17 protein-coding genes are annotated in these 18,754 nt (G+C 61.6%); 8 read left to right on the forward strand and 9 right to left on the reverse strand.

Going from position 1 to position 18,754, the window contains the following annotated elements; all coding sequences use genetic code 11:
• Nucleotides 1–25: 25 nt before the first annotated feature.
• A complete protein-coding gene (locus ACWUI2_RS04860) occupies nucleotides 26–547 on the reverse strand; it encodes an RNA polymerase sigma factor (protein WP_486981739.1) in 522 nt (173 codons plus the stop codon).
• A 280-nt stretch (nucleotides 548–827) separates the two neighbouring features.
• On the opposite strand from ACWUI2_RS04860, the gene ACWUI2_RS04865 reads away from it, so the two are divergent.
• On the forward strand, nucleotides 828–1,184 hold the full coding sequence (locus ACWUI2_RS04865) for an SPW repeat protein (protein WP_486981740.1): 357 nt from the start codon (nucleotides 828–830) through the stop codon (nucleotides 1,182–1,184).
• Nucleotides 1,185–1,203: 19 nt separating this feature from the next.
• Here the strand turns inward: ACWUI2_RS04865 and dgt are convergent, their stop codons facing one another.
• The gene (gene dgt / locus ACWUI2_RS04870; protein ID WP_486981741.1) at nucleotides 1,204–2,469 is read right to left on the reverse strand and encodes a dGTP triphosphohydrolase; all 1,266 of its coding nucleotides are present in this window, start codon (nucleotides 2,467–2,469) and stop codon (nucleotides 1,204–1,206) included.
• Between the two features lie 495 nt (nucleotides 2,470–2,964).
• On the reverse strand, nucleotides 2,965–4,032 hold the full coding sequence (locus ACWUI2_RS04875; protein WP_486981742.1) for a PA0069 family radical SAM protein: 1,068 nt from the start codon (nucleotides 4,030–4,032) through the stop codon (nucleotides 2,965–2,967).
• 1,154 nt (nucleotides 4,033–5,186) lie between these two features.
• On the opposite strand from ACWUI2_RS04875, the gene ACWUI2_RS04880 reads away from it, so the two are divergent.
• The 3 genes from ACWUI2_RS04880 to ACWUI2_RS04890 all read left to right on the forward strand — a co-directional run bounded on the left by ACWUI2_RS04880 (nucleotide 5,187) and on the right by ACWUI2_RS04890 (nucleotide 7,487).
• Nucleotides 5,187–5,669 (forward strand): 6-pyruvoyl trahydropterin synthase family protein, encoded by a 483-nt coding sequence (locus tag ACWUI2_RS04880; RefSeq protein ID WP_486981743.1) that lies wholly within the window; start codon nucleotides 5,187–5,189, stop codon nucleotides 5,667–5,669.
• 25 nt (nucleotides 5,670–5,694) lie between these two features.
• On the forward strand, nucleotides 5,695–6,678 hold the full coding sequence (gene folE2 / locus ACWUI2_RS04885) for a GTP cyclohydrolase FolE2 (protein WP_486981744.1): 984 nt from the start codon (nucleotides 5,695–5,697) through the stop codon (nucleotides 6,676–6,678).
• Nucleotides 6,679–6,947: 269 nt separating this feature from the next.
• Nucleotides 6,948–7,487: a CPBP family intramembrane glutamic endopeptidase gene (locus ACWUI2_RS04890; RefSeq protein ID WP_486981745.1), complete on the forward strand. Its 540-nt coding sequence runs from the start codon at nucleotides 6,948–6,950 to the stop codon at nucleotides 7,485–7,487.
• A gap of 20 nt (nucleotides 7,488–7,507) precedes the next feature.
• Here ACWUI2_RS04890 and pyk read toward each other — a convergent pair whose 3' ends face one another.
• From pyk to ACWUI2_RS04910, 4 genes are all read right to left on the reverse strand, one after another.
• Nucleotides 7,508–8,932, reverse strand: a complete 1,425-nt coding sequence (pyk, locus tag ACWUI2_RS04895; RefSeq protein WP_486981746.1) for a pyruvate kinase — start codon at nucleotides 8,930–8,932, stop codon at nucleotides 7,508–7,510.
• A gap of 25 nt (nucleotides 8,933–8,957) precedes the next feature.
• Entirely contained in the window at nucleotides 8,958–10,469 is a 1,512-nt protein-coding gene (locus ACWUI2_RS04900; protein WP_486981747.1) for a PLP-dependent transferase, read from the reverse strand.
• A gap of 279 nt (nucleotides 10,470–10,748) precedes the next feature.
• Complete coding sequence (gene thpR / locus ACWUI2_RS04905; RefSeq protein ID WP_486981748.1) at nucleotides 10,749–11,336, reverse strand: RNA 2',3'-cyclic phosphodiesterase; 588 nt, start codon at nucleotides 11,334–11,336, stop codon at nucleotides 10,749–10,751.
• Entirely contained in the window at nucleotides 11,329–11,670 is a 342-nt protein-coding gene (locus ACWUI2_RS04910; protein WP_486981749.1) for a hypothetical protein, read from the reverse strand. Before ACWUI2_RS04910 ends, thpR begins: the two co-directional genes overlap by 8 nt.
• Nucleotides 11,671–11,908: 238 nt before the next feature.
• On the opposite strand from ACWUI2_RS04910, the gene ACWUI2_RS04915 reads away from it, so the two are divergent.
• The 4 genes from ACWUI2_RS04915 (at nucleotide 11,909) to ACWUI2_RS04930 (ending at nucleotide 15,969) form a co-directional block, all read left to right on the forward strand.
• Nucleotides 11,909–12,991, forward strand: a complete 1,083-nt coding sequence (locus tag ACWUI2_RS04915; protein WP_486981750.1) for a Gfo/Idh/MocA family protein — start codon at nucleotides 11,909–11,911, stop codon at nucleotides 12,989–12,991.
• A 52-nt stretch (nucleotides 12,992–13,043) separates the two neighbouring features.
• Entirely contained in the window at nucleotides 13,044–14,198 is a 1,155-nt protein-coding gene (locus ACWUI2_RS04920; RefSeq protein ID WP_486981751.1) for an NAD-dependent epimerase/dehydratase family protein, read from the forward strand.
• Nucleotides 14,199–14,350: 152 nt separating this feature from the next.
• Nucleotides 14,351–15,223, forward strand: a complete 873-nt coding sequence (locus tag ACWUI2_RS04925) for a glycosyltransferase family 2 protein (RefSeq protein ID WP_486981752.1) — start codon at nucleotides 14,351–14,353, stop codon at nucleotides 15,221–15,223.
• Between the two features lie 20 nt (nucleotides 15,224–15,243).
• Nucleotides 15,244–15,969: an acyltransferase gene (locus ACWUI2_RS04930; protein ID WP_486981753.1), complete on the forward strand. Its 726-nt coding sequence runs from the start codon at nucleotides 15,244–15,246 to the stop codon at nucleotides 15,967–15,969.
• Between the two features lie 176 nt (nucleotides 15,970–16,145).
• Here ACWUI2_RS04930 and ACWUI2_RS04935 read toward each other — a convergent pair whose 3' ends face one another.
• Together ACWUI2_RS04935 and def are read right to left on the reverse strand one after the other, a co-directional pair.
• Nucleotides 16,146–17,912 (reverse strand): ABC-ATPase domain-containing protein, encoded by a 1,767-nt coding sequence (locus ACWUI2_RS04935; RefSeq protein WP_486981754.1) that lies wholly within the window; start codon nucleotides 17,910–17,912, stop codon nucleotides 16,146–16,148.
• A 278-nt stretch (nucleotides 17,913–18,190) separates the two neighbouring features.
• Nucleotides 18,191–18,748 carry a peptide deformylase gene (def, locus tag ACWUI2_RS04940; RefSeq protein WP_486981755.1) on the reverse strand — a complete coding sequence of 186 codons (558 nt, stop codon included), beginning with the start codon at nucleotides 18,746–18,748 and terminating at the stop codon, nucleotides 18,191–18,193.
• Nucleotides 18,749–18,754: the final 6 nt, after the last annotated feature.

The following is an 18,754-nucleotide window of genomic DNA, read 5'->3' on the forward strand; positions in this document are numbered from 1 at the left end:
GTATCCAAAGTTTGGAGATGAGATCTCAATCCCCGGCGGCGGTGAGGCGGGTCCGGAGGGTTTTGAGGGCGGTGTGAAGAAGGAAGCCAACGTTGCCGACCGAGAGCTCGGTGACGTCGGCGATTTCCTTGTAACTGAGTCCGTGCTGGAATTTCAGTCGGACCACGTCGCGTTGGTTTTCCGGGAGCGACTCCATGAAACGGAGCAGGCGTTCGTGGGAGTCGCGGCATTCGGCGGCCCCGGCGGGGGTTTTCCCTTCGTCGGACGGGGCGTCGACGGAACGTGGTTCGAGTGGAGTCATGCGGGATTCCTTTCTGCGATGGTCAATGGCCCGGTTGCGGCAAACCCGGAACAGCCAGGCTTCGAGGCGCCCTTCCAGCGCGGGACGCGGTTCGCGCCAGAGGCGAACGAATGTCTCCTGGACCACGTCGCGGGCCACGTCGCGGTCCCGCAGGATCGACGTGGCGTAACGCAAGAGCGGCGCGGCGTACCGGTCGACGACGCCCCGCAGCCATTCGGCATCCTCTGAATTGGATTCATCGTTCATCCGTGAAAAAGTTGCGGCCGGTTAATCACGAATGGACACGAATGGACACGAATGACTCTTCGAACTGATTCCAAGACATTCTTTATTCCCATCCATTCGTGTCTATTCGTGTCCATTCGTGGTTAAAAAAATTTGCGTGCTCGGAAACTGGCCGATCCGGTCCGTTCAATGAGGAAACGAATGGCGGCTGGTTGTTATTAGGAAAAAAATCGCGGAAAGTGCGATTCGCGAAATTCGCCGGGCCGATTGCGGCGGGGCGAAGGGGCGGATATCTTGGGGGATGGCTGGGGTAAAAGAAGAATTTCGGGTCGCGAACTGGGTGAACATGCTGATCGCCATCTGGTTGATTCTCGCGCCGTTCGCCATGGCGTTCACGGAGCTGGAACTGGCGATGTGGAACAGCGTCGCGGCCGGGGTCCTGATGCTGCTCGTCGCCCTCTTTGGAGTGATCAAACCGCTCCGGAAACCCGCGTTGATCTGGGTGAATTTCATCATCGGGCTGTGGCTGGTGGTCTCCCCCTTCGCCCTCGGGTTCAGCGAATTCATGACGGTGACCTTGAGCCAACTCGCGATGGGAATTCTGGTGGCGATCCTCGCCGCTGGGAGCGCCGTCGGAGCGCGGCGGGGGGAACCATGACCCTGGATCGCGCGGCGCGTCAGAGATTCATCAAACCGAAATCCGGACTGAAGAGACGTTTGTAAAAACGGACCGCGTAGTTGTCGGTCATCCCGGCGAGGAAGTCGCAGAGGAGCCGCATCCGCTGACGTTCGGTCTCGCAGGAGGCCAGTTGGCGAGTGAGGTCGGCGGAGAGGAAATTGATCCCGCCTTTCTGCGAGGGGTCGGCGTGACATTCGCTCAAGACCTCGAACATCCGCTTCAAGATGAAGTCCCCTTTGTATTCGAGGTGACGCAATTTCGGGGACCAGAAGACCAGCTCCCGGGCCAGAGCGGAATAGAGATCGGCCTCCTCCCGCACGACCTCGTCGACGGCGAGAGCGAACCGGTAGCGGTTGGTGCGGTCGCTCATGAAGTTCTTTGGGCGTTCCACCAGACGGCAGGCCTGGATGAATTGCCCGATTTTCCGTCCGAACCGCCCTTCGATCGCGTCGTCGCGCATCGCTTTCAGCAAGTATTCGACGTGGGCCTGTTGCCGCGCGTTCAGCGGGCGCTCGGCCGCCCAGGCCTCGACGTTTTCGAGGGTCAGGAAGCGGGCGCGGATGCCGTCGACGATGTCGTTGAGCGAATAAGCGGTGTCGTCGGCCCAATCCATCACCTGGCATTCGATACTGCGGAAACCGTTGCGGGGCTTTCCGGCCTCGAGTTGGCGATAAGCGGTGTCGTCGCCGAAGACGAAGGCGAGGTAGCGTTCCTGCTCGTCGTAAATGAAATGGTTGTCCGGATCGTCGAGCTCCCGGTGGAGGCTCTTGTACTTGAGAATGCCATCCATGAACCCTCGCGACGGATTCATCCCCCGCTCCCGCCCGTGGCCCGAGTAAATCGTCTCGGTGACGATCCGCAAAGTCTGGGCGTTCCCCTCGAAACCGCCGTGGTCGCTCATCAAGCGGTTGAGCGCCCGTTCCCCGGCGTGGCCGAAGGGCGGATGTCCGAGGTCGTGGGTGAGGCAGATCGATTCGACCAGATCGGCGTCGATGAAAAAGTCATCTTCGAGGACCGACTCCTTTTCCTGGAGAAAATGGCAGATCGACCGCCCGATCTGGGCGACCTCCAGGGAATGGGTCAGGCGGGTCCGGTAAAAGTCGTATTCGCCCGCGAGGAAAACCTGCGTCTTGTTTTGCAGCCGCCGGAACGCGGCCGTGTAGAGGATCCGGTCGCGGTCGATTTGAAACGGAGTCCGATAATCGACCTCCCGATTTCCGTCGAACGTTTCCAAATCGAAGTCGCTGTAAAAGCGGTTTTTCATCCCGACCTACGCTACGCAACCAGCCCCGGCTGTCGAGGAGAGGTTTTCTCGGGCGGAGGATCGTGTTGACCCTCTTTTTTCGGAAAAAACTGTTTCACCCGGTTGCATTTCGGGGGAAGCGGGCGATAGTGATTTCAAGGTTTCCGCAACCGTTTCAAAATCGCGCCGATCACGTAGATCTGAAATGAGTAGGGGTCAGAGGACGACGAAACACCGCTGTTCTGCATCGGAAACCTGTTTTTTTTTGTACGGATTCCGCCTGGTCGAAGTAAGTAGTGGGGTTGGCTTCGCCACCCCATCTTGTGACGTCCGAAACGCCCGGAAAACCCAACACCCCGACCGCGACGACCGACGTCACACTTCGATTTGGAACGGTCCCGCCCGCTGCGGTCGGGCGGCGGAGCCAACCCGACTACGGCAGACTGACGCCGATGGAACATCCGGCGAAAGCCGGTATGCTACAGGTAGCATCGAGTTTTCGCTCGATGACTTCCGTCAGCCCCAAAGGTCCAACTGTTCGGCGCGGCCAGGGACGCGGAAGAGATCGGTCCGCAACTCCGGCGAGGGTTGATTCAACCCGGCCCGGCGGGCGCTGATCTTGAATATCTGCCTGGTTTGCTCGGCGAAGATCCCCTCCCCGCGCATCCGCGTGCCGAAGGTCGAATCGTTGAGTTTTCCTCCCCGCATCCGACGGATCCGGTCGAGGATCTTCTCCTTCTTTCCCGGAAAATGACGCTCCAGCCAATCTTCAAAAAGCGGGGCCACCCCGTAGGGAAGCCGGACCATCGTGAAGGCGGCGGTGCGAGCCCCGGCTTCGGCGGCGGCGCTCAAGATCGCCGGTATTTCCTCGTCGGTCAGACCGGGGACCACGGGAGCCACCATCACGTTGACCGGCACCCCGGCGTCCGCGAGGAGCCGGATCGCCCGGAGGCGGAGTTCCGGACGGGAGGTCCGCGGCTCCAGGATGGCGGTCAACTCCGGCTTGAGGCTGGTCACGGAGATGTTGACTACCGCCAAGCGATGCCGGGCCATTTCCCCCAGCAAGTCGACGTCGCGGGTGATCAAATGATTTTTCGTGATCAGCCCGACCGGATTCCGGAATTCCGCCAGAACCTCCAGACAACGCCGGGTAAGGCCGAGCTTCTTCTCCACCGGCTGGTAGGGATCGGTCACCCCACTCATCACCAAAACCTGCGGTTCCCATTTCCGGGCGGAAAGCTCCTTGCGAAGCAGCTCCGGGGCCCGTTCCTTGACCATGATCCGCGACTCGAAATCGATGCCCGCCGAAAATCCGAGATACTCGTGAGTCGGCCGGGCGTAACAATAGATGCAGCCATGCTCGCACCCCCGGTAAGGATTCAGACTCGTGTTGAAACCGATGTCCGGACTGTTATTCCGGGTGATTACCGACTCCGAACCATCGCGGAGAAAAGAGGTCGGCGGTTTCCCCGGGGTGGCCGCTTCCTCCGGATCGAGTTCCACCCGCATCGGTTCGAACCGGTTGGGCAGGTTCAACGCCGCCCCTCGGCCCCGGATCGACGGCGGCATTGGTTCCTCGTGCATCTCAGAAATGAGTGATCGTTTGATCAGTTTGTCAACGGCGGATCGTTCGGAACGTGGGGGAGGCGGGACGCATCCGTGTGTTGGAGAAGGAAAAGGGGAACTTGGGATCGGCACGGAGGCGGACGCCCCCGCCACTTTGGGCGGTCCGCGCGGTGGAGAAAGGAACCTTTAGATCGGCGCGGAGGCGGGACGCCCCCGGCACAATTCCCCGATGCCGGGGAAATCGGCGGTTTCTTTAGCCCAACGGGCTTTCGCCCTCCAGCCCAGGGTTGAGCCGAGTGCAACGAGGCCTACCCTGGGATCCGCGTGTGCGTTCTCATGAACCGCAACGCGGTTCCGCCCGCTCGGGGGGGTGTTCGGTCGTCTTCCGGGCGCAACCGCCTTCGGGGTTGAATCGTGCGGGGGCGGATCCCCAGGGTAGCGCGTGCCGCGCAACCCTGGGCTGGAGGACGGAACGCCGTTGGCGTTCGCGGAATAGGCCTCGCCTCGACGGCGAGGCCAAAGTGGCGGAGGCGAGACGCCCCCGTGTGTTGCAAAGCGACAGGGAACTTGGGATCGGCACGGAGGCGGACGCCCCCGCCACTTTGGGCGGTCCGCGCGGTGGAGAAAGGAACCTTTAGATCGGCGCGGAGGCGGGACGCCTCCGGGACAATTCCCCGATGCCGGGGAAATCGGCGGTTTCTTTAGCCCAACGGGCTTTCGCCCTCCAGCCCCGGGTTGAGCCGAGTGCAACGAAGCCTACCCTGGGGGCCGCGTGTGCATTCTCGTAAACCGCAACGCGGTTCCGCCCGCTCGGGGGGTGTTCGGTCGTCTTCCGGGCGCAACCGCCTTCGGGGTTGAATCGTCCGGGGGCGGATCCCCAGGGTAGCGCGTGCCGCGCAACCCTGGGCTGGAGGACGGAACGCCGTTGGCGTTCGCGGAATAGGCCTCGCCTCGACGGCGAGGCCAAAGTGGCGAAGGCGGGACGCCTCCGTGGGTTGGCAAAGCATCAGGGAGCTTGGGATCGGCGCTGAGGCGGGACGCCCCCGCCACTTTGGGCGGTCCGCGCGCGGTGGAGAAAGGAACTTGGATCGGCGCGGATGCGGGACGCCTCCGCCACTTTGGGCGGTCCGCGCGGTTGACCGGTGCGCTTTCTTGCGTAACACTCCCCCTTTATGTCAGTGACAAGCCAACAACCAGGTCCGCAATCGGCCAAGCCTTCGGTTCGTCCGCTCAAGGGCGAAGTGATGGTGACCCGGCGGGTGCAATTCTGCGCCGCCCACCGCCTCCACAATCCCGACAAGCCGGAAAACTGGAACCTCGAACGCTACGGCGTTTGCAACAATAACCATTGGCATGGGCACAATTACATCCTGGAGGTGTCGGTAGTCGGAGAACCCGATCCGGAAACGGGTTACACCTTCGACCTGGGGGACCTCAAACGGATCATCCATGAGGAAATCGTGCTGAAATGCGACCACAAGAACTTCAACTCGGACGTCGACTTCATGCAAGGCGTGATCCCGACCACCGAGAACCTCGTTATTGCCTTTTGGAATCAGCTTGAGCCGCGAATCCGGCACGGTAGGCTTCACTCGGTCCGCTTGCGCGAAACCGAAAACAACTCCGCGGAATACCGGGGCGGTGCCGGCTTTTGAGATCGCCCCGGGCGACCAGCGAACGATGAATTCGACCAAGAAAAAACTTTATCTCCACGAGACAGAGGACGGATACGGCCTCCCGCTCAGCCGGGAATACGATCCGGACTTTTCGGTCACACCCGATTACCGGGAGAGCCTGCCCGACATGCAAAACGCCACCGACACCGCCATCCAGGGCGCCCGGGTCGGCATCCAGCAGGTCGGCATTTCCAACTTCCGCCTGCCGCTCCGCTACGAAACGCCGGACGGCCCTCCGGTGACTCTCGAAACCAGCGTCACCGGCACCGTTTCGCTGGAAGCCAACATGAAGGGGATCAACATGTCCCGGATCATGCGCTCCTTCTACGAACACAAGGACGAGGTCTTCACCCTCGGCCTCCTGGAAGAGATCCTCACCTACTACAAGAAGTCGCTCGGCAGCTTCGAGGCCCGGATCAAACTCCACTTCTCCTATCCGACGCTGCAAAAGAGTCTCCGCAGCGGGCTCGAAGGCTACCAATATTACCAATGCGCCTTCGAGGGGACGATCGACCGGGAAAACCGACTCCGGACGTTCATCTATTTCGATTTCGTCTATTCCTCCGCCTGCCCTTGTTCGGCGGAACTGGCGGAACACGCCCGAGATGTCCGTTCGATCTACGCCATTCCGCACTCCCAGCGGAGCAAGGCCCGGGTGGTCGCCCAACTCGCGCCGGGAGCCAAACTTTCCATCGAGGACATCCACCAGCATTGCCTCCGGGCGCTCCAGACCGAGACCCAGGTGATGGTGAAACGGGAGGACGAACAGGCCTTCGCCGAACTGAACGGAGCCTCGATGAAATTCGTCGAGGACGCCGCCCGCCTCCTTTTCGAACAACTCGACGCCGATCCCCGGATCCACGATTTCGAGGTCGCCTGCTCCCACCTCGAATCGCTCCATTCCCACGACGCCATCTCGGTGGTGGCCAAAGGAATCCCCGGCGGCTTCACCGCCAACTTCGACGACTTCGAAAGCCTGATCTGCTGAGTTCTGCAATTGAGATCGCCGCGAAAAAGCACAAAAGGCTCAAGAATAGGAAAAAAAGATCACACGGATCTGAGAAAATCGATCCTCCGGTGAACCAAGCTTTCCTTCAGTTAACGCTCTTTTTTGAGTATTTTGCGATTCTTCGCGGCTAATAACTGTTTTTAGGGTAAACACGAATAGACACGAATAAGAAAGAGCCGGGAAATCAGCCCATGATGGATGGCCGGTCGGAAGGCGGGATTGGTTCGCGCGAGCGTGAGACGACGCGGATGATCAGCCTGTTTTACCTGGCAATGGCGGTCGTCGCCCTCGGGCTCATCTGGTGGCGGGCCGACACGTTCGCCTTCCCTCCCCTCGCCTCACCCGGAACAAACTGGCTCGCCGCCACCGCCGTCACCGTCGGTCTGATCCTCGGCGTCCATCTGCTCAGCCGCTGGGCCTACCGTTGGTTCGCGACATTGCGGCACGGCGTGCGCGACATCCGCCGCTTACTCGGAAACCTCAACACCGCCCAAATCTTGATGGTCGCCCTGGCCAGCGGGATCGGCGAGGAGCTCCTTTTTCGCGGATGGCTGATGCACGAGACCGGCCTTTGGATCTCGTCGCTGATTTTCGGTTTGTTCCACGTCCCGCCCAACCGCAAATGGATTTCCTGGCCGTTCTTCGCCTTCGCAGTCGGCCTCCTCCTCGGCTGGCTTTACCTCTGGAGCGGCTCCCTCCTCTTCCCGATCCTCCTCCACGCCGGCATCAATTTCTTCAACTTGAAAATGATCCTCCGCGCGGACTTCCGCCCCCCTCGCCCTTCATAATTCGTCATTCGAATTTCGCCTCAGACCACCCGCATTTGCACGCTGTCGACCAGGCGTTCCGAGGCGAGAAGGTTGCTGACGACCACCAACCGGTCGTCCTTCTTGATCCGGTTTCGACTCTTCAATACCGCGATCGCCGCTTGAATGGTTTCCTCCGGGTCGGATTTCAAATCGAGCAAGAACGGCTCGACCCCCCAGAGCAGGGTCAACTGCCGCCGCACCATCATCGAATTGGTGAAGGCGAAAATCGGCGACTTGTGCGGCCGGAGCGCGGAAATGACCTGCGCCATGAAACCGCGCCGGGTGAAGACCAGCAATCCGGCGCTTTCCAATTCGTCCGCCATCACCACGGCCGCCCGTAACATCTTCGCTTTGTCCGAACCGAGCTCCAAATCCTCGGCGAATCCGGCGCCGCCGGAGCGCTCGATCCGCCGGGCCACCCGGTCGAGGACTTCCACGCACTCGAGCGGATAAACCCCGACCGTCGTTTCGCCCGACAACATCACGCAATCGCCTTGCTCGTAAACGGCGTTGGCCACGTCGGTGATCTCCGCCCGGGTCGGCATCGGCGCATGGATCATCGATTCAAGCATGTGGGTCGCAATGATCACCGGTCGACCGACCCGCAGGCAGGTTTTCACCGCCCGCCGCTGGATGATCGGCAACTCCTCGTAAGGACACTCGATGCCGAGATCCCCCCGGGCCACCATGAGGCAGTCGGAGGCGACAATGATTTCGTCCAGATTCCGAATCGCCTGCTGGTCTTCGATCTTGGCGATGATCGCCGCCTCCGATTTCAATTCCTCCAGATATTCGCGCAACAGAACGATGTCCGATTTGTCCCGCACGAACGAGAGCGCGATGAAATCGATTCCTTCCTCAACCGCCACCTTCACGTCGGCCCGGTCCTTCTCGGTCAACGGCGGCAAATTCACCCGCACCCCGGGCAGGTTGATGTGACGGCGGCTCCCGAGCGTCCCGGCGGTCAACACCCGGCAACGAATTCGGGCATGGTTCTTCTCCAGAACCTCCATCCGGATCACCCCGTTGTCGACCAACACCGTATCCCCAACCTGGATATCGTTGACCAGGTCCCGGTAATTGACGTCGACCGACCGGACTTCCTCGCCGCTCTCCCCTTTCGTTTCCGGCCGCACCGTGAAATCGAAGACTTCGCCCGGGGTCAATTCGAACGGCGAATCGACGTCGCCGGTCCGCACTTCCGGGCCTTTCACATCCATCATGATCCCGATCTCCCGTCCCGCCCGCTCGCTGGCGGCCCGGATCCGGCGAACGATGGTCCGGGTCCAATCGGCGGTGGCATGGGCCATGTTGATCCGACAAATGTCCACCCCGGCCGCCAACAAACGGTCGAGCATTTCGTCGCTCTCGGTGGCGGGTCCGATGGTGAAAACAATTTTGGTGCGGCGGTGGTCGTAGCGCATGATGATTTTGGTATTTGGTAAATGGTTACAAAGCTTCCGCGAAAAGATCGATGATCGCGTCGGCCTCTTCGGCGCCGACGGAGATGCGGAGCAATTCGGGATGAAGGTTATGCGCCCGCAACTCCCGCCGTCCTTCTTCCGTGGTGACGAGATTGTAATGGGCGAGATAAATGAAGGGACACAAAATCGTAAAGCGCGCCCCGAAACTCGGACCTTTGGGCAGTCGCACCCGGTCGTAGAACTCCGCGACCGGTTTTCGGAGTAGAATGCTGATCACCCCGCCCGGCGCTCCCTCCCGGCGGGCCCGCGCGGCGTAGTTTTTCCCGCCCGCCCCCGAATACGCGCCGTAAACCCGCTCCACCGACGGATGGCCTTCGAGGAATGCGGTCAGAGCCACGGTGTTGGCGTTGATCTTCTCCATCACCGGACGGTAATCCCGGAGCTCCACCGCCAACCGCCGCAACTCGCCGATGTAAGGCGGGATCAATCCCCCGGCCACCGTGCCCCGGAGTTTCTCGGTCCACGCGGAATCGGGATTGAGGACCAGTGCCCCCATCATCACGTCCCCTTCGTTGGCGGCGTATTTGGTCAGACTGTTCACCGCCACGTCGCAAAACGGAAGGACGTCGATGTTGTAAGGCGACGCCAAAGTCGGATCGACCACCAAGGGAATTCCATGGCGCAAGGCCAACTCCCGCAACCGCTCCAAATCGGGCATCTGGATCAACGGATTGGTGGGGGCTTCGGTCACGATCCCGGCGATCCGTCCGCCCCGTTCCCGGAGCAATGTATCCAGTTTTTCCAGATTAAACACATCGGTCAGCAAATGATGCCGCCCGCCGGTGAACTTCCGGAGGATCTCGATCGTGTCGACATAAAGCCAGCCGAGCTGGACCCACTCGTCGCGCCCCTGTTGTTGTTGATGAAGATGCAGGGCGCGGAAAACCGCGTAAAAGGCGTTCATCCCGCTCGAAGCGAGAAATACGTTTTCTTCCGGCGCCCCGAACAACCCGGCCATCTCCCGCCGAATCTCCGTCTCGGCGACCTCCGCCCCGGCCAACTCTTCCTCCTCCGCCGCCGGGATCAAACCGAGGTCGAGCAACCGTCGTTCCGCCAACCGCGACGAAATGCCCCCGCCGGTATGTTGCATGAAAGCCGTGACCTTGGCCACAGCGGGAGAAGCCGCCGGCAGATGCACCGCCCAAAGTCCGTTTTCCTCGACGATGCCCGCCGCCGGCTCTTCCCCGAACTCGACTGCCTGCCGGGCGATTTCCGGAGAAGCGGTGAAAAACAAACGCCGCCCGTCGAGACCAAACCGGCTCCGCCACTGATCCGCCAGTTGGTGGATATAAAAATGGGTGACGAAACGGGGATACCCGGTGGTCATCGCCCGCACCGTCTCCGGATCTTTCTCCTCATAGCCGATCACATCCCGCATCGTCGGGATGCTGCACGTCACGGAATGGACGCTGCCCGGAAGGCGGGTCCCCAACGGCGGAGACCCCAACGGTGATCGGCTGACGCGAAAGTTTTTCATAAAAAAGGAGAAATCAATCGAAGCCGACCATTGAGCGGAAACCCGCCCCGCCGGTCAAATCATTCCTCGCACGTCACCGCCCTCTGTCCGTAGTCGGGTTGGCTCCGCCGCCCGACAGCAGCGGCCGGGACGATCAAACCGAGCTTGATAGCCCACGTCGCGGGCGGGGTGAATCGTCTCCGACGCACCGGACACCCCGGAGATGGGGCGGCGAAGCCAACCCCACTACCCTGAAAAGCGATCACTCACCGCCCTACCGTCGGCGTTCATGCAGGATCCCTACCCCTCGCCGAGGGGCACCTCCCGCAACCGGGAGTAAACCGACCCTCGGCTGGTGAGTCGGCTGGAAAACAGCGAGAAACTCTCCACCCGGAACGGAGCCGTTCCGAAATCGGTCTCCTTTTTTAAGAGCGCCGCCACCGCCGGACCCGCTCCGGGACCGCACCGAGCGATGGTCACGTGCGGTTGATAACGGCGGCGTTCCGGCTCGAAGCCGAGGTCGAGCAGGACCTGTTCGATTTTCCCATGGAGTTGAAACAACAAAGGATCCGCCGGAGCCAACCCGGCCCAAAGCACTTGCGGACGGCCCTTGCGCGGAAAAACTCCGATTCCTTCGAGAGCCAAGAAGAACGGATGGACCTTCACCTCCGGCAACAGTTTCAACAACGCCTCCTGCCGCTCCGGTTCGACCTCTCCCATGAACGCCAGCGTCAGATGCAATTTATCCGAAGCGGTCCAATTTACGCCCGCCGGATTGCCGGTCCGGGCCCGCAATCGTTCCACCGCCTCGATCACGTAATCAGGCAAGGAAATCGCGACGAACAACCGTCCGCTCGAAGGCTGAATGGAATCGCTCTGATCATTCATGGAAGCAAAGTCCCGGGCCGCGTTGGGGGAACAATACGGCATAACAGAGCCGTTTAATGTAGTGGGGATGGCTTTGCCGCCCCACCGTTTGGTGTCCGAAACGTGGGAGCCAATCGATCTCATCGACCACGGATGACATCGAACTTTCGGCCAGCCATCTTCGGCCGCTGCTGTCGGGCGGCGGAGCCAACCCGACTACGGAGACATATTCCCCGCCACTGGGAGGGATGGCATCCTGCCGTCCGCCGTCGACGTCGGTTTCAGAAGGAGAAGGTCGGCTGGAAGCCAACCCTCCGATTTGGCCCGGCAACCGGCATGAACCCAAGAGTTTCATAGAAAAACCCTACTCGCGCCGTCGCGGTTTGAAAAGCCTCCTCCACCAAAGTGGGGGGAGCGTCCCGCTTCCGCGCAGTGGCTACCCCCTCCGACGGAAGCGCTCGCTGGACCGTTCAGACACACGGCCCCGGGACGGCCCCGCCACTTTTTCCAAGGCTCCTTTTCCCCACGGAGCGATCCATGGATCGCCCGATTGCTGACCGGTTGACGCTCTTTTAGAATGAAGAGCACCATTCATGGCTGGCATTCGAACAGAATCATCGAGCGACGCCTCGACCCGTCCGTCGGCGATCCATCCGTCGTCGCCGGTTCGGTTGGCCTTGATCGGTTGCGGAGCGTTGGCGGAACATGGCTACCTTCCGGCCATCCGCGATTCCGAACGGGCCTCGGTCACCCTCCTCGTCGACCCCGACCGCGATCGGACCCGCCGCCTCGCGGATCAATGGCAGATTCCCGGCACCGCGGACAATCCGACCGCCATCGAAGCTTCCGCCGGCGGCGGCGTCGACGCGGCGATCGTCGCGGTTCCCAATCATCTACATGCCCCGGTCGCCGTCGATTTGTTGCGCCGGAAAATCCCGGTCCTGCTCGAAAAGCCGATGGCCCTCAACGTCGCCGAGTGCGACGAAATCCTCCGGGCTTCCCGCGACCATGGGACGACTCTCGGCATCGGCTTCGTCTGCCGCTTCGCCCGCGCGGCCCGGTTGGCCAAACACTTGATTGCCTCCCGAACTTTCGGCCGCGTCCGTTCCTTCCAGGCCGAAAACGGATGGATCTTCTCCTGGCCGCTCGCCTCCGACTACTTGTTCCATCGCGAAAAAGCGGGAGGCGGTGTCCTCATCGATCTCGGCCCCCACCTGCTCGATCTGCTCGGCTGGTGGCTCGGTCCGCTCTCGGTCACAGATCATTTCGACGACAACTGCGGCGGAGTCGAGGCCGACAGTCTCACGCGTCTCGCCACCAAAGACGGATGCAGCGGCTCGGTCCGCTTGAGCCGCACCTGCAATTTAAAGCAACGGATTTTTCTCAAATGCGAGTCCGCCACCCTTGAAGTTCGCCTCGACCGACCTTCCTGCAAAATCGTTCTGCGCGATTGCGGGTTGCGTCTCGATGGAAACATCGCCGAGGCGGACGCCGCTCCCGACGAGCCGGAAACGTTTCCGCAATTGCTGCGGGCGCAGATCGACGATTGGGCCGAAGCCGTGACGAACCACCGCCCTCCGTCGGCCGACGGGAATGCCGGACGGCGAACGATCGCGCTGATCGAGGAGTGTTACACACGCCGTCATACCCTTGAACTTCCGTGGGTCTCACGCTGAACTCGAACCGCCGAAATTAATGTTGTCGCCAAATTCCAATGACGCTATTCCCATGGTCGCCGATCCTCCCTTGAGGGGGAAAACGGTCCTGGTCACCGGCGCCACCGGATTCATCGGCGGGAGGTTGGTGGAGAAGCTTTTCCTCGAACAAGGGGCCAAGGTGCGGGCGTTGGTCCGCGACTTCGGGCGGGCCAGCCGGATCGCCCGGTTTCCGGTTGAAATGATTCAGGGCTCCACCACCGATCCCGAAGCCGTCCGGCGGGCGGTCCAAGGATGTGCCGTCGTTTTCGACTGCGTTTACGGAAACCGGGGCGACGCCCGCGCGCAATGGGAGACCAACGTCCGCGGGGTCGAAGCAATCGCCGACGCGGTCGCCGCCGAACGGGTCGGGCGACTGGTCCACATCGGGAGTTTGGCCGCGTATGGAAAAACTCGTGACGGCGTGATCGACGAAACCGAACCGAAGCGCCGGTGGCACGACGCCTATTCCCGCGGCAAACGGGAAGCCGAGGAACGTCTCATCACCCGGGCCCGCCGAGACGGATTGCCGGTGGTGATCCTCCAGCCCGGCATCGTTTACGGTCCGCACGGCGGGTGGACCGTTTATCCATTCGAATGGCTATCGACCGGGCGGGTGGTCCTGATCGGCGACGGGGGCGGACTCTGCAATTGCGTTTACGTCGACGACCTGGTCGAGGCCCTGATCCTCGCCGCCACCCGCGACGGCGTAACCGGCGAAACGTTTCTGATCGCTTCGGAAAAGCCGGTCACGTGGAAGGAGTTTTTCGGGCATTACGAACGAATGCTCGGCATTCGCTCGACGGTTTGCCTTTCGGCCAACACCTGTTACCGGCGCGCCTGGTGGAATCGTCTGTCGCCCCCGCTCGTCCGCCGGGTGGTGGAGAAACTCCAAGCCCACCCGACGATCCGTTCGGCCTTGGTCAATTGTCGCCCGTTGGGAACACCCGGGTTACGCGCGCTCCGCCAACGGTGGCTCGACGGTGCCCCGCCGCTTCCACCAAACAAGCCGATTCATTGGCCCGACCGAACGCAGATCGACCTCGGCACGATGCGAACGCGTCCAAGTATTCAAAAAGCGGCGACGAAGCTCGGCTACCGCCCCCGGTTCGCTTTGGAGGAAGGGATGCGCCGCACCGAAGAATGGGCGGAATGGGCGAACCTGTTGCCGGAGAAAGCAGAACCGTGACACAGGCATTCCTGCCTGTCCTCTTCCATCCTCCACAGACAGGAATGTGTGCCACGCTGGGGGCAGGAGTGTCCTTACTGGTTTTCCCGACCAGTGGAGCAGCCAACCGCCGATTGAGAACGGAGTGCCGGTTTGGGTATGCTTGATCATCCATGGATCTCAGCGTCATCATCCCTTGTTACAACGCCGCCCCCACGCTCGCCGAACAACTGCGGGCGCTGGCCGCCCAGGAGTTCACCGGCTCATGGGAGGTCATCGTCGTCGACAACGGATCGAGCGACCGAACCATCGCCCTCGCCAAATCGTTCTCCGCCGATTTCCCGGCGTTGTTCGTCATCACCGCTCCGGATCAACGGGGGGCGGCCCACGCCCGCAACCGGGGTGCCCGGATCGCCCGGGGCCGTTCGTTGGTCTTCTGCGATGCCGACGACGTGGTCGCCCCGGGACACTTGCAGGCGATGGCCGATGCGCTGAAGGAACATCCGTGCGTCGCCTGCCGCTTCGACTTCCGCAAACTCAACCGGCACTGGATCACCCGTTGCCACTCCGAACCGCAGGCCCATGGGATCGACAAAGGATTGCTCGGTCCTTACGCCTACGCGGGAGGCGGAAGTCTCGGCGTCCGCAGGATGGCCCACGACGAGATCGGCGGGTTCGATGAAAATCTGCCGGCACTGGAGGACACCGATTATTGCGTGCGGTTGCAACGGGCCGGGTATTCACTCCAATTTGTCCCGGATGCGGTGGTCCATGTCCGATGGCGCCCGACGGTCCGCGCGGCCTTCGCCCAAGCCCGCCGTTGGGGCCGGAGTTTCGTCGGGGTGAAGGCGCGTCACTGGCCGGCCCAGGATGCCCCCGACACTCCAGTCGAATTCGCCAAGCATCTGCTGCGAATCCGCCGGGTCCGCAATCGCGATCAACTCGCCCGTTGGATCTGGGCGACCGGCTGGCAACTCGGTTCGATCGAAGGTTGGCGAGATCTGCAACGACGGACGCCGACCCGCCGCAAGCAGTTGGCGCATTAAGAAAACGGATACGAAAGACGATGAGCTTGATCCTTTCGTTCAAGGAATACGTTTATCTATTGATCGGGCATTTCTGCTGTCGATTGACCCGCGCCCGCAACCGGGCCCAAATCGAGAAGTGGAAGGCGAGCATGGGAAGCGCCGACCCGAGCGCGTTCCTGGAATACCCCTTGAAGATTGCCAATCCGCGATGCATCCACATCGGCCCCGGAGCCCGTGTGTCGTGGGGCGGTTGGCTTTGCGCGATCACCGAATATTATGACCAGCGTTTCAGTCCGGAGATTCGGATCGGCGCGGATTCCTACGTCGGCAACCATTGTCATATCGTGGCCTGCCGCAAGGTGACGATCGGACGGGAAGTCTTGGTGGCCGACCGGGTTTACATTTCCGACAATCTCCACGGCTACCGGGACATCCGCCGCTCGGTGATGAAAAACGACAACGTCTGCCTTGGCGAGGTCCACATCGGCGACCATTCCTGGCTCGGGGAAAACGTCTGCGTCTTCGGCGACGTCAGGATCGGGCGGCATTGCGTGGTCGGAGCCAACTCCGTCCTCAACCGCAGTCTTCCTCCCTATTCCGTCGCGGTCGGCGCTCCCGCCCGCATCGTCAAACGCTACCATTCCGGCCGCCGCGAATGGCTGCCGACCGACCCCGACGGTTGTTTCGTGGAAGACCCCGATTTCGATCCCCCAAAGTGGGGGGAGCGTCCCGCTTCCGCGCAGAGCCCAAGCCCCGGTTCGTGAGCAACGGCTCGTATGCTCCGGCAAACCAAACACACGGAGCCGGGACGGCCCCGGCACTGGGAGGGATGGCATCCTGCCGTCCGCCGTCGGCGTCGGTCTCGGATGAAGGTCGGCTGGAAGCCAACCCTCCGATTTGGCCGGCAACCGGGCATGAACCCAAAAGGTTCATAGATGGCTCAATCGGCGATCCGTAAGCTCCGCAATCGGTTCAACGCGGCGGCGATTTCGTGACGTCGGGGGCGGGAGAAATTGCCCGGGTGGTGGCGGTCTTCACGGGAATCGCGGGCGTGCGGGTCGAGTATTTCAAGGCCTTCGCGGTCCAACAGATCCTCCAACCGATCCAGGATCTCCGGCAACGGATGTCCGTTTGCCATCCACCGACGGGCGGCCAAATGAAGAGCATAGCCGATCGCCCGGGTCTGACTCGATTCGACCAATTGTTCCACCGCCCGGAGATCGATCTCCTGTTCGCCAAAGCGCAACGTTTCCTCGGTCCGCGATTCGATTTTCACCCGTTTTCCCCGAAACCCGGCGTCGACCGAGGCCGCCTGCGGAATCCGCCCTCTGGCTTCCGGCAACGGCCGGGGTTCTACCGTTTGCGGAATGCCCGGAAGCCGGCGGGCGATCTGCTTCGCCTTTTCCGTGGCCTCTTCCGGTCGATAGCCGGACATGACGACCACCTGTCCGGCGGCGTCGAAATATTCCCCCGAGCCTCCCATGATCAGGATGGTGGAAATCCCCTTTTCCTCATACAACTGACGGACCCGCTCCACGAACGGCGTGATCGGCTCCCGGTCCGCCTCGACCAACTCCCGCATCCGGGCGTCCCTGACCATGAAATTGGTGGCCGACGTATCTTCGTCGACCAACAACAGGCGCGCCCCGGCTTCGACCGCTTCCATGATCGTCGCCGCCTGACTGGTGCTTCCGCTCGCTTCATCCGTGCTGAAAACCGTCGTGTCGTCCCCATTCGGAAGGTTGTTAATAAACGGACTTATATTAACTTTTTCAATACGTCTCCGATCTTCCGCTCGAACCTTCACGGCGTCGGGATCTGTCACCACATATTCCCGACCATCGCCCGGCACGTGCGGGTAAACCGACCGCTCCAACGCCCGCAGCAAGGTCGACTTTCCATGGTATCCTCCCCCCGCCACCAGCGTCACGCCGCCCGGAATCCCCATTCCGGAAATCGTCCGCTCCCCTCCGTCGCGCCCGACCGGATGGGGCGTTTCGAAAGTGACCCGCAACGACTCCGGACTCGCGAACGGCACCACCCGGTCGCTCCGGAGCGGGCGGTCGCTCACGCCGGTTTCCCGCGGAAGGATGGCTCCATCGGCGACGAAAGCGACCAACCCGCGCTCCCGCAATTGACCCCGGATCGCCTCTTGGTTTTCCACGGTTTGCCAAAAGAACGCCGCTTCGTCCAAGGATTCCGGTGACAACACCAACGCCTTCCGGACGAGGGCCGGAATCTGATCGATCAACAACCGGGCGGCCTCCCGACCGAGGATCCGCCGACCGGCGGCGGGCAATCCGGCCTCGAGCCGTGCCTCCACCCATTCCGGCCGGAAGGCGACCGCCGACCGCTCCAAGACCTCCTGTCCCCCCGCGTCGACGAAAATCCGCCCGCTCCGTCCACTACCCGCGGCCCCGCCGGCGGGACCCATCTGTTGAATTCCCCTCCGAATTCGACGGGCGAGGAAATCGGCCACGCTGACCCGGCGCACCCTCGGCCCGGCCCACTCCGGGGGAATCTCTGTTTCGGCTGTAGGAAACCGCACTCGAAACTTCGACGGTGACGCGAACGGATCTCCCTGCACGTAGTCGACAAACAAATACAACCCGTCCAAATCGTAACTCCCGGCGATGTCCCGGTAAGCTTTGTAATTGCGTCCATCGATGCGCGAAAGGATGGATTGAAGATCCGCACGATTTCTCATCTCGCCATTTCAACCGGCCAAGCGCGAGGTTTCAACCCCGCAAAGCACGGAGCGACGCGTTTCAGCCTAACGGACGAAGCGAAGCGGAAATGAAAGCCGGAATCCGTCTGCCCGTAGTCGGGTTGGCTTTGCCGCCCGACAGCAGCGGCCGGGATCGTCGGCCGAAGTGTGGCGTCGGTCGTCGTGGTCGCGGGGAATGGGTTTTCGGCGATGCGAACCCCACAAAATGGGGCGGCAAAGCCAACCCCACTACTTGCCGATGCAGGAGCGACGCGCGATCACCCGCCGTCGTTCGCCGCTTTCATTTCGCGGAGGCGGGCGTCGAGTTTCTTCAAGGTCTTGCGGGACATCCGGTCGATGAAGAGGACTCCGTTCAAGTGGTCGACTTCGTGCTGGACGCAACGGGCGAAGAGGCCGTCGCATTCGAGAATGTGGGGGTTTCCGTCCAAATCCTGGTATTTCAACCGAACTGCGTCGGGGCGTTTCACTTCCCCCTGGATTCCGGGAAAGGAGAGACAACCTTCTTCATAAACGCTCGAGGTGCCGTCGAGCAGTTCCAACTCCGGATTGACGATCGCCATCGGCATGATGAGGTCGAGAGGGGGTTGGCGACCGTCGAGCTCGTATTCGAAGTCGGGATCGCATTCGGTCATGTCGACGATGCAGACCTGGAGGGCCTGCCCCACCTGCTGGGCCGCTATTCCGATTCCGTTGGCGGCATTCATGGTTTCGATCATTTCATGGACCAAATCCCGCAGGGATGGGTCGAAGGTGGTGATCTTCTTGCCTTTTGTCCGCAAAATCGGTTCTTCATATAGCGTTATTCGCAATGCCATGGTAGT

The sequence above is a fragment of the Verruconatronum alginivorum genome, from assembly GCF_056590205.1.

Bases quoted from the DNA above. Each gene is read 5' to 3' on its own strand.
- ACWUI2_RS04860 (WP_486981739.1), bottom strand. From the start codon at position 547: ATGAACGATGAATCCAATTCAGAGGATGCCGAATGGCTGCGGGGCGTC.
- ACWUI2_RS04865 (WP_486981740.1), top strand. From the start codon at position 828: ATGGCTGGGGTAAAAGAAGAATTTCGGGTCGCGAACTGGGTGAACATG.
- dgt (WP_486981741.1), bottom strand. From the start codon at position 2,469: ATGAAAAACCGCTTTTACAGCGACTTCGATTTGGAAACGTTCGACGGA.
- ACWUI2_RS04875 (WP_486981742.1), bottom strand. From the start codon at position 4,032: ATGCACGAGGAACCAATGCCGCCGTCGATCCGGGGCCGAGGGGCGGCG.
- ACWUI2_RS04880 (WP_486981743.1), top strand. From the start codon at position 5,187: ATGTCAGTGACAAGCCAACAACCAGGTCCGCAATCGGCCAAGCCTTCG.
- folE2 (WP_486981744.1), top strand. From the start codon at position 5,695: ATGAATTCGACCAAGAAAAAACTTTATCTCCACGAGACAGAGGACGGA.
- ACWUI2_RS04890 (WP_486981745.1), top strand. From the start codon at position 6,948: ATGATCAGCCTGTTTTACCTGGCAATGGCGGTCGTCGCCCTCGGGCTC.
- pyk (WP_486981746.1), bottom strand. From the start codon at position 8,932: ATGCGCTACGACCACCGCCGCACCAAAATTGTTTTCACCATCGGACCC.
- ACWUI2_RS04900 (WP_486981747.1), bottom strand. From the start codon at position 10,469: ATGAAAAACTTTCGCGTCAGCCGATCACCGTTGGGGTCTCCGCCGTTG.
- thpR (WP_486981748.1), bottom strand. From the start codon at position 11,336: ATGAATGATCAGAGCGATTCCATTCAGCCTTCGAGCGGACGGTTGTTC.
- ACWUI2_RS04910 (WP_486981749.1), bottom strand. From the start codon at position 11,670: ATGAAACTCTTGGGTTCATGCCGGTTGCCGGGCCAAATCGGAGGGTTG.
- ACWUI2_RS04915 (WP_486981750.1), top strand. From the start codon at position 11,909: ATGGCTGGCATTCGAACAGAATCATCGAGCGACGCCTCGACCCGTCCG.
- ACWUI2_RS04920 (WP_486981751.1), top strand. From the start codon at position 13,044: ATGGTCGCCGATCCTCCCTTGAGGGGGAAAACGGTCCTGGTCACCGGC.
- ACWUI2_RS04925 (WP_486981752.1), top strand. From the start codon at position 14,351: ATGGATCTCAGCGTCATCATCCCTTGTTACAACGCCGCCCCCACGCTC.
- ACWUI2_RS04930 (WP_486981753.1), top strand. From the start codon at position 15,244: ATGAGCTTGATCCTTTCGTTCAAGGAATACGTTTATCTATTGATCGGG.
- ACWUI2_RS04935 (WP_486981754.1), bottom strand. From the start codon at position 17,912: ATGAGAAATCGTGCGGATCTTCAATCCATCCTTTCGCGCATCGATGGA.
- def (WP_486981755.1), bottom strand. From the start codon at position 18,748: ATGGCATTGCGAATAACGCTATATGAAGAACCGATTTTGCGGACAAAA.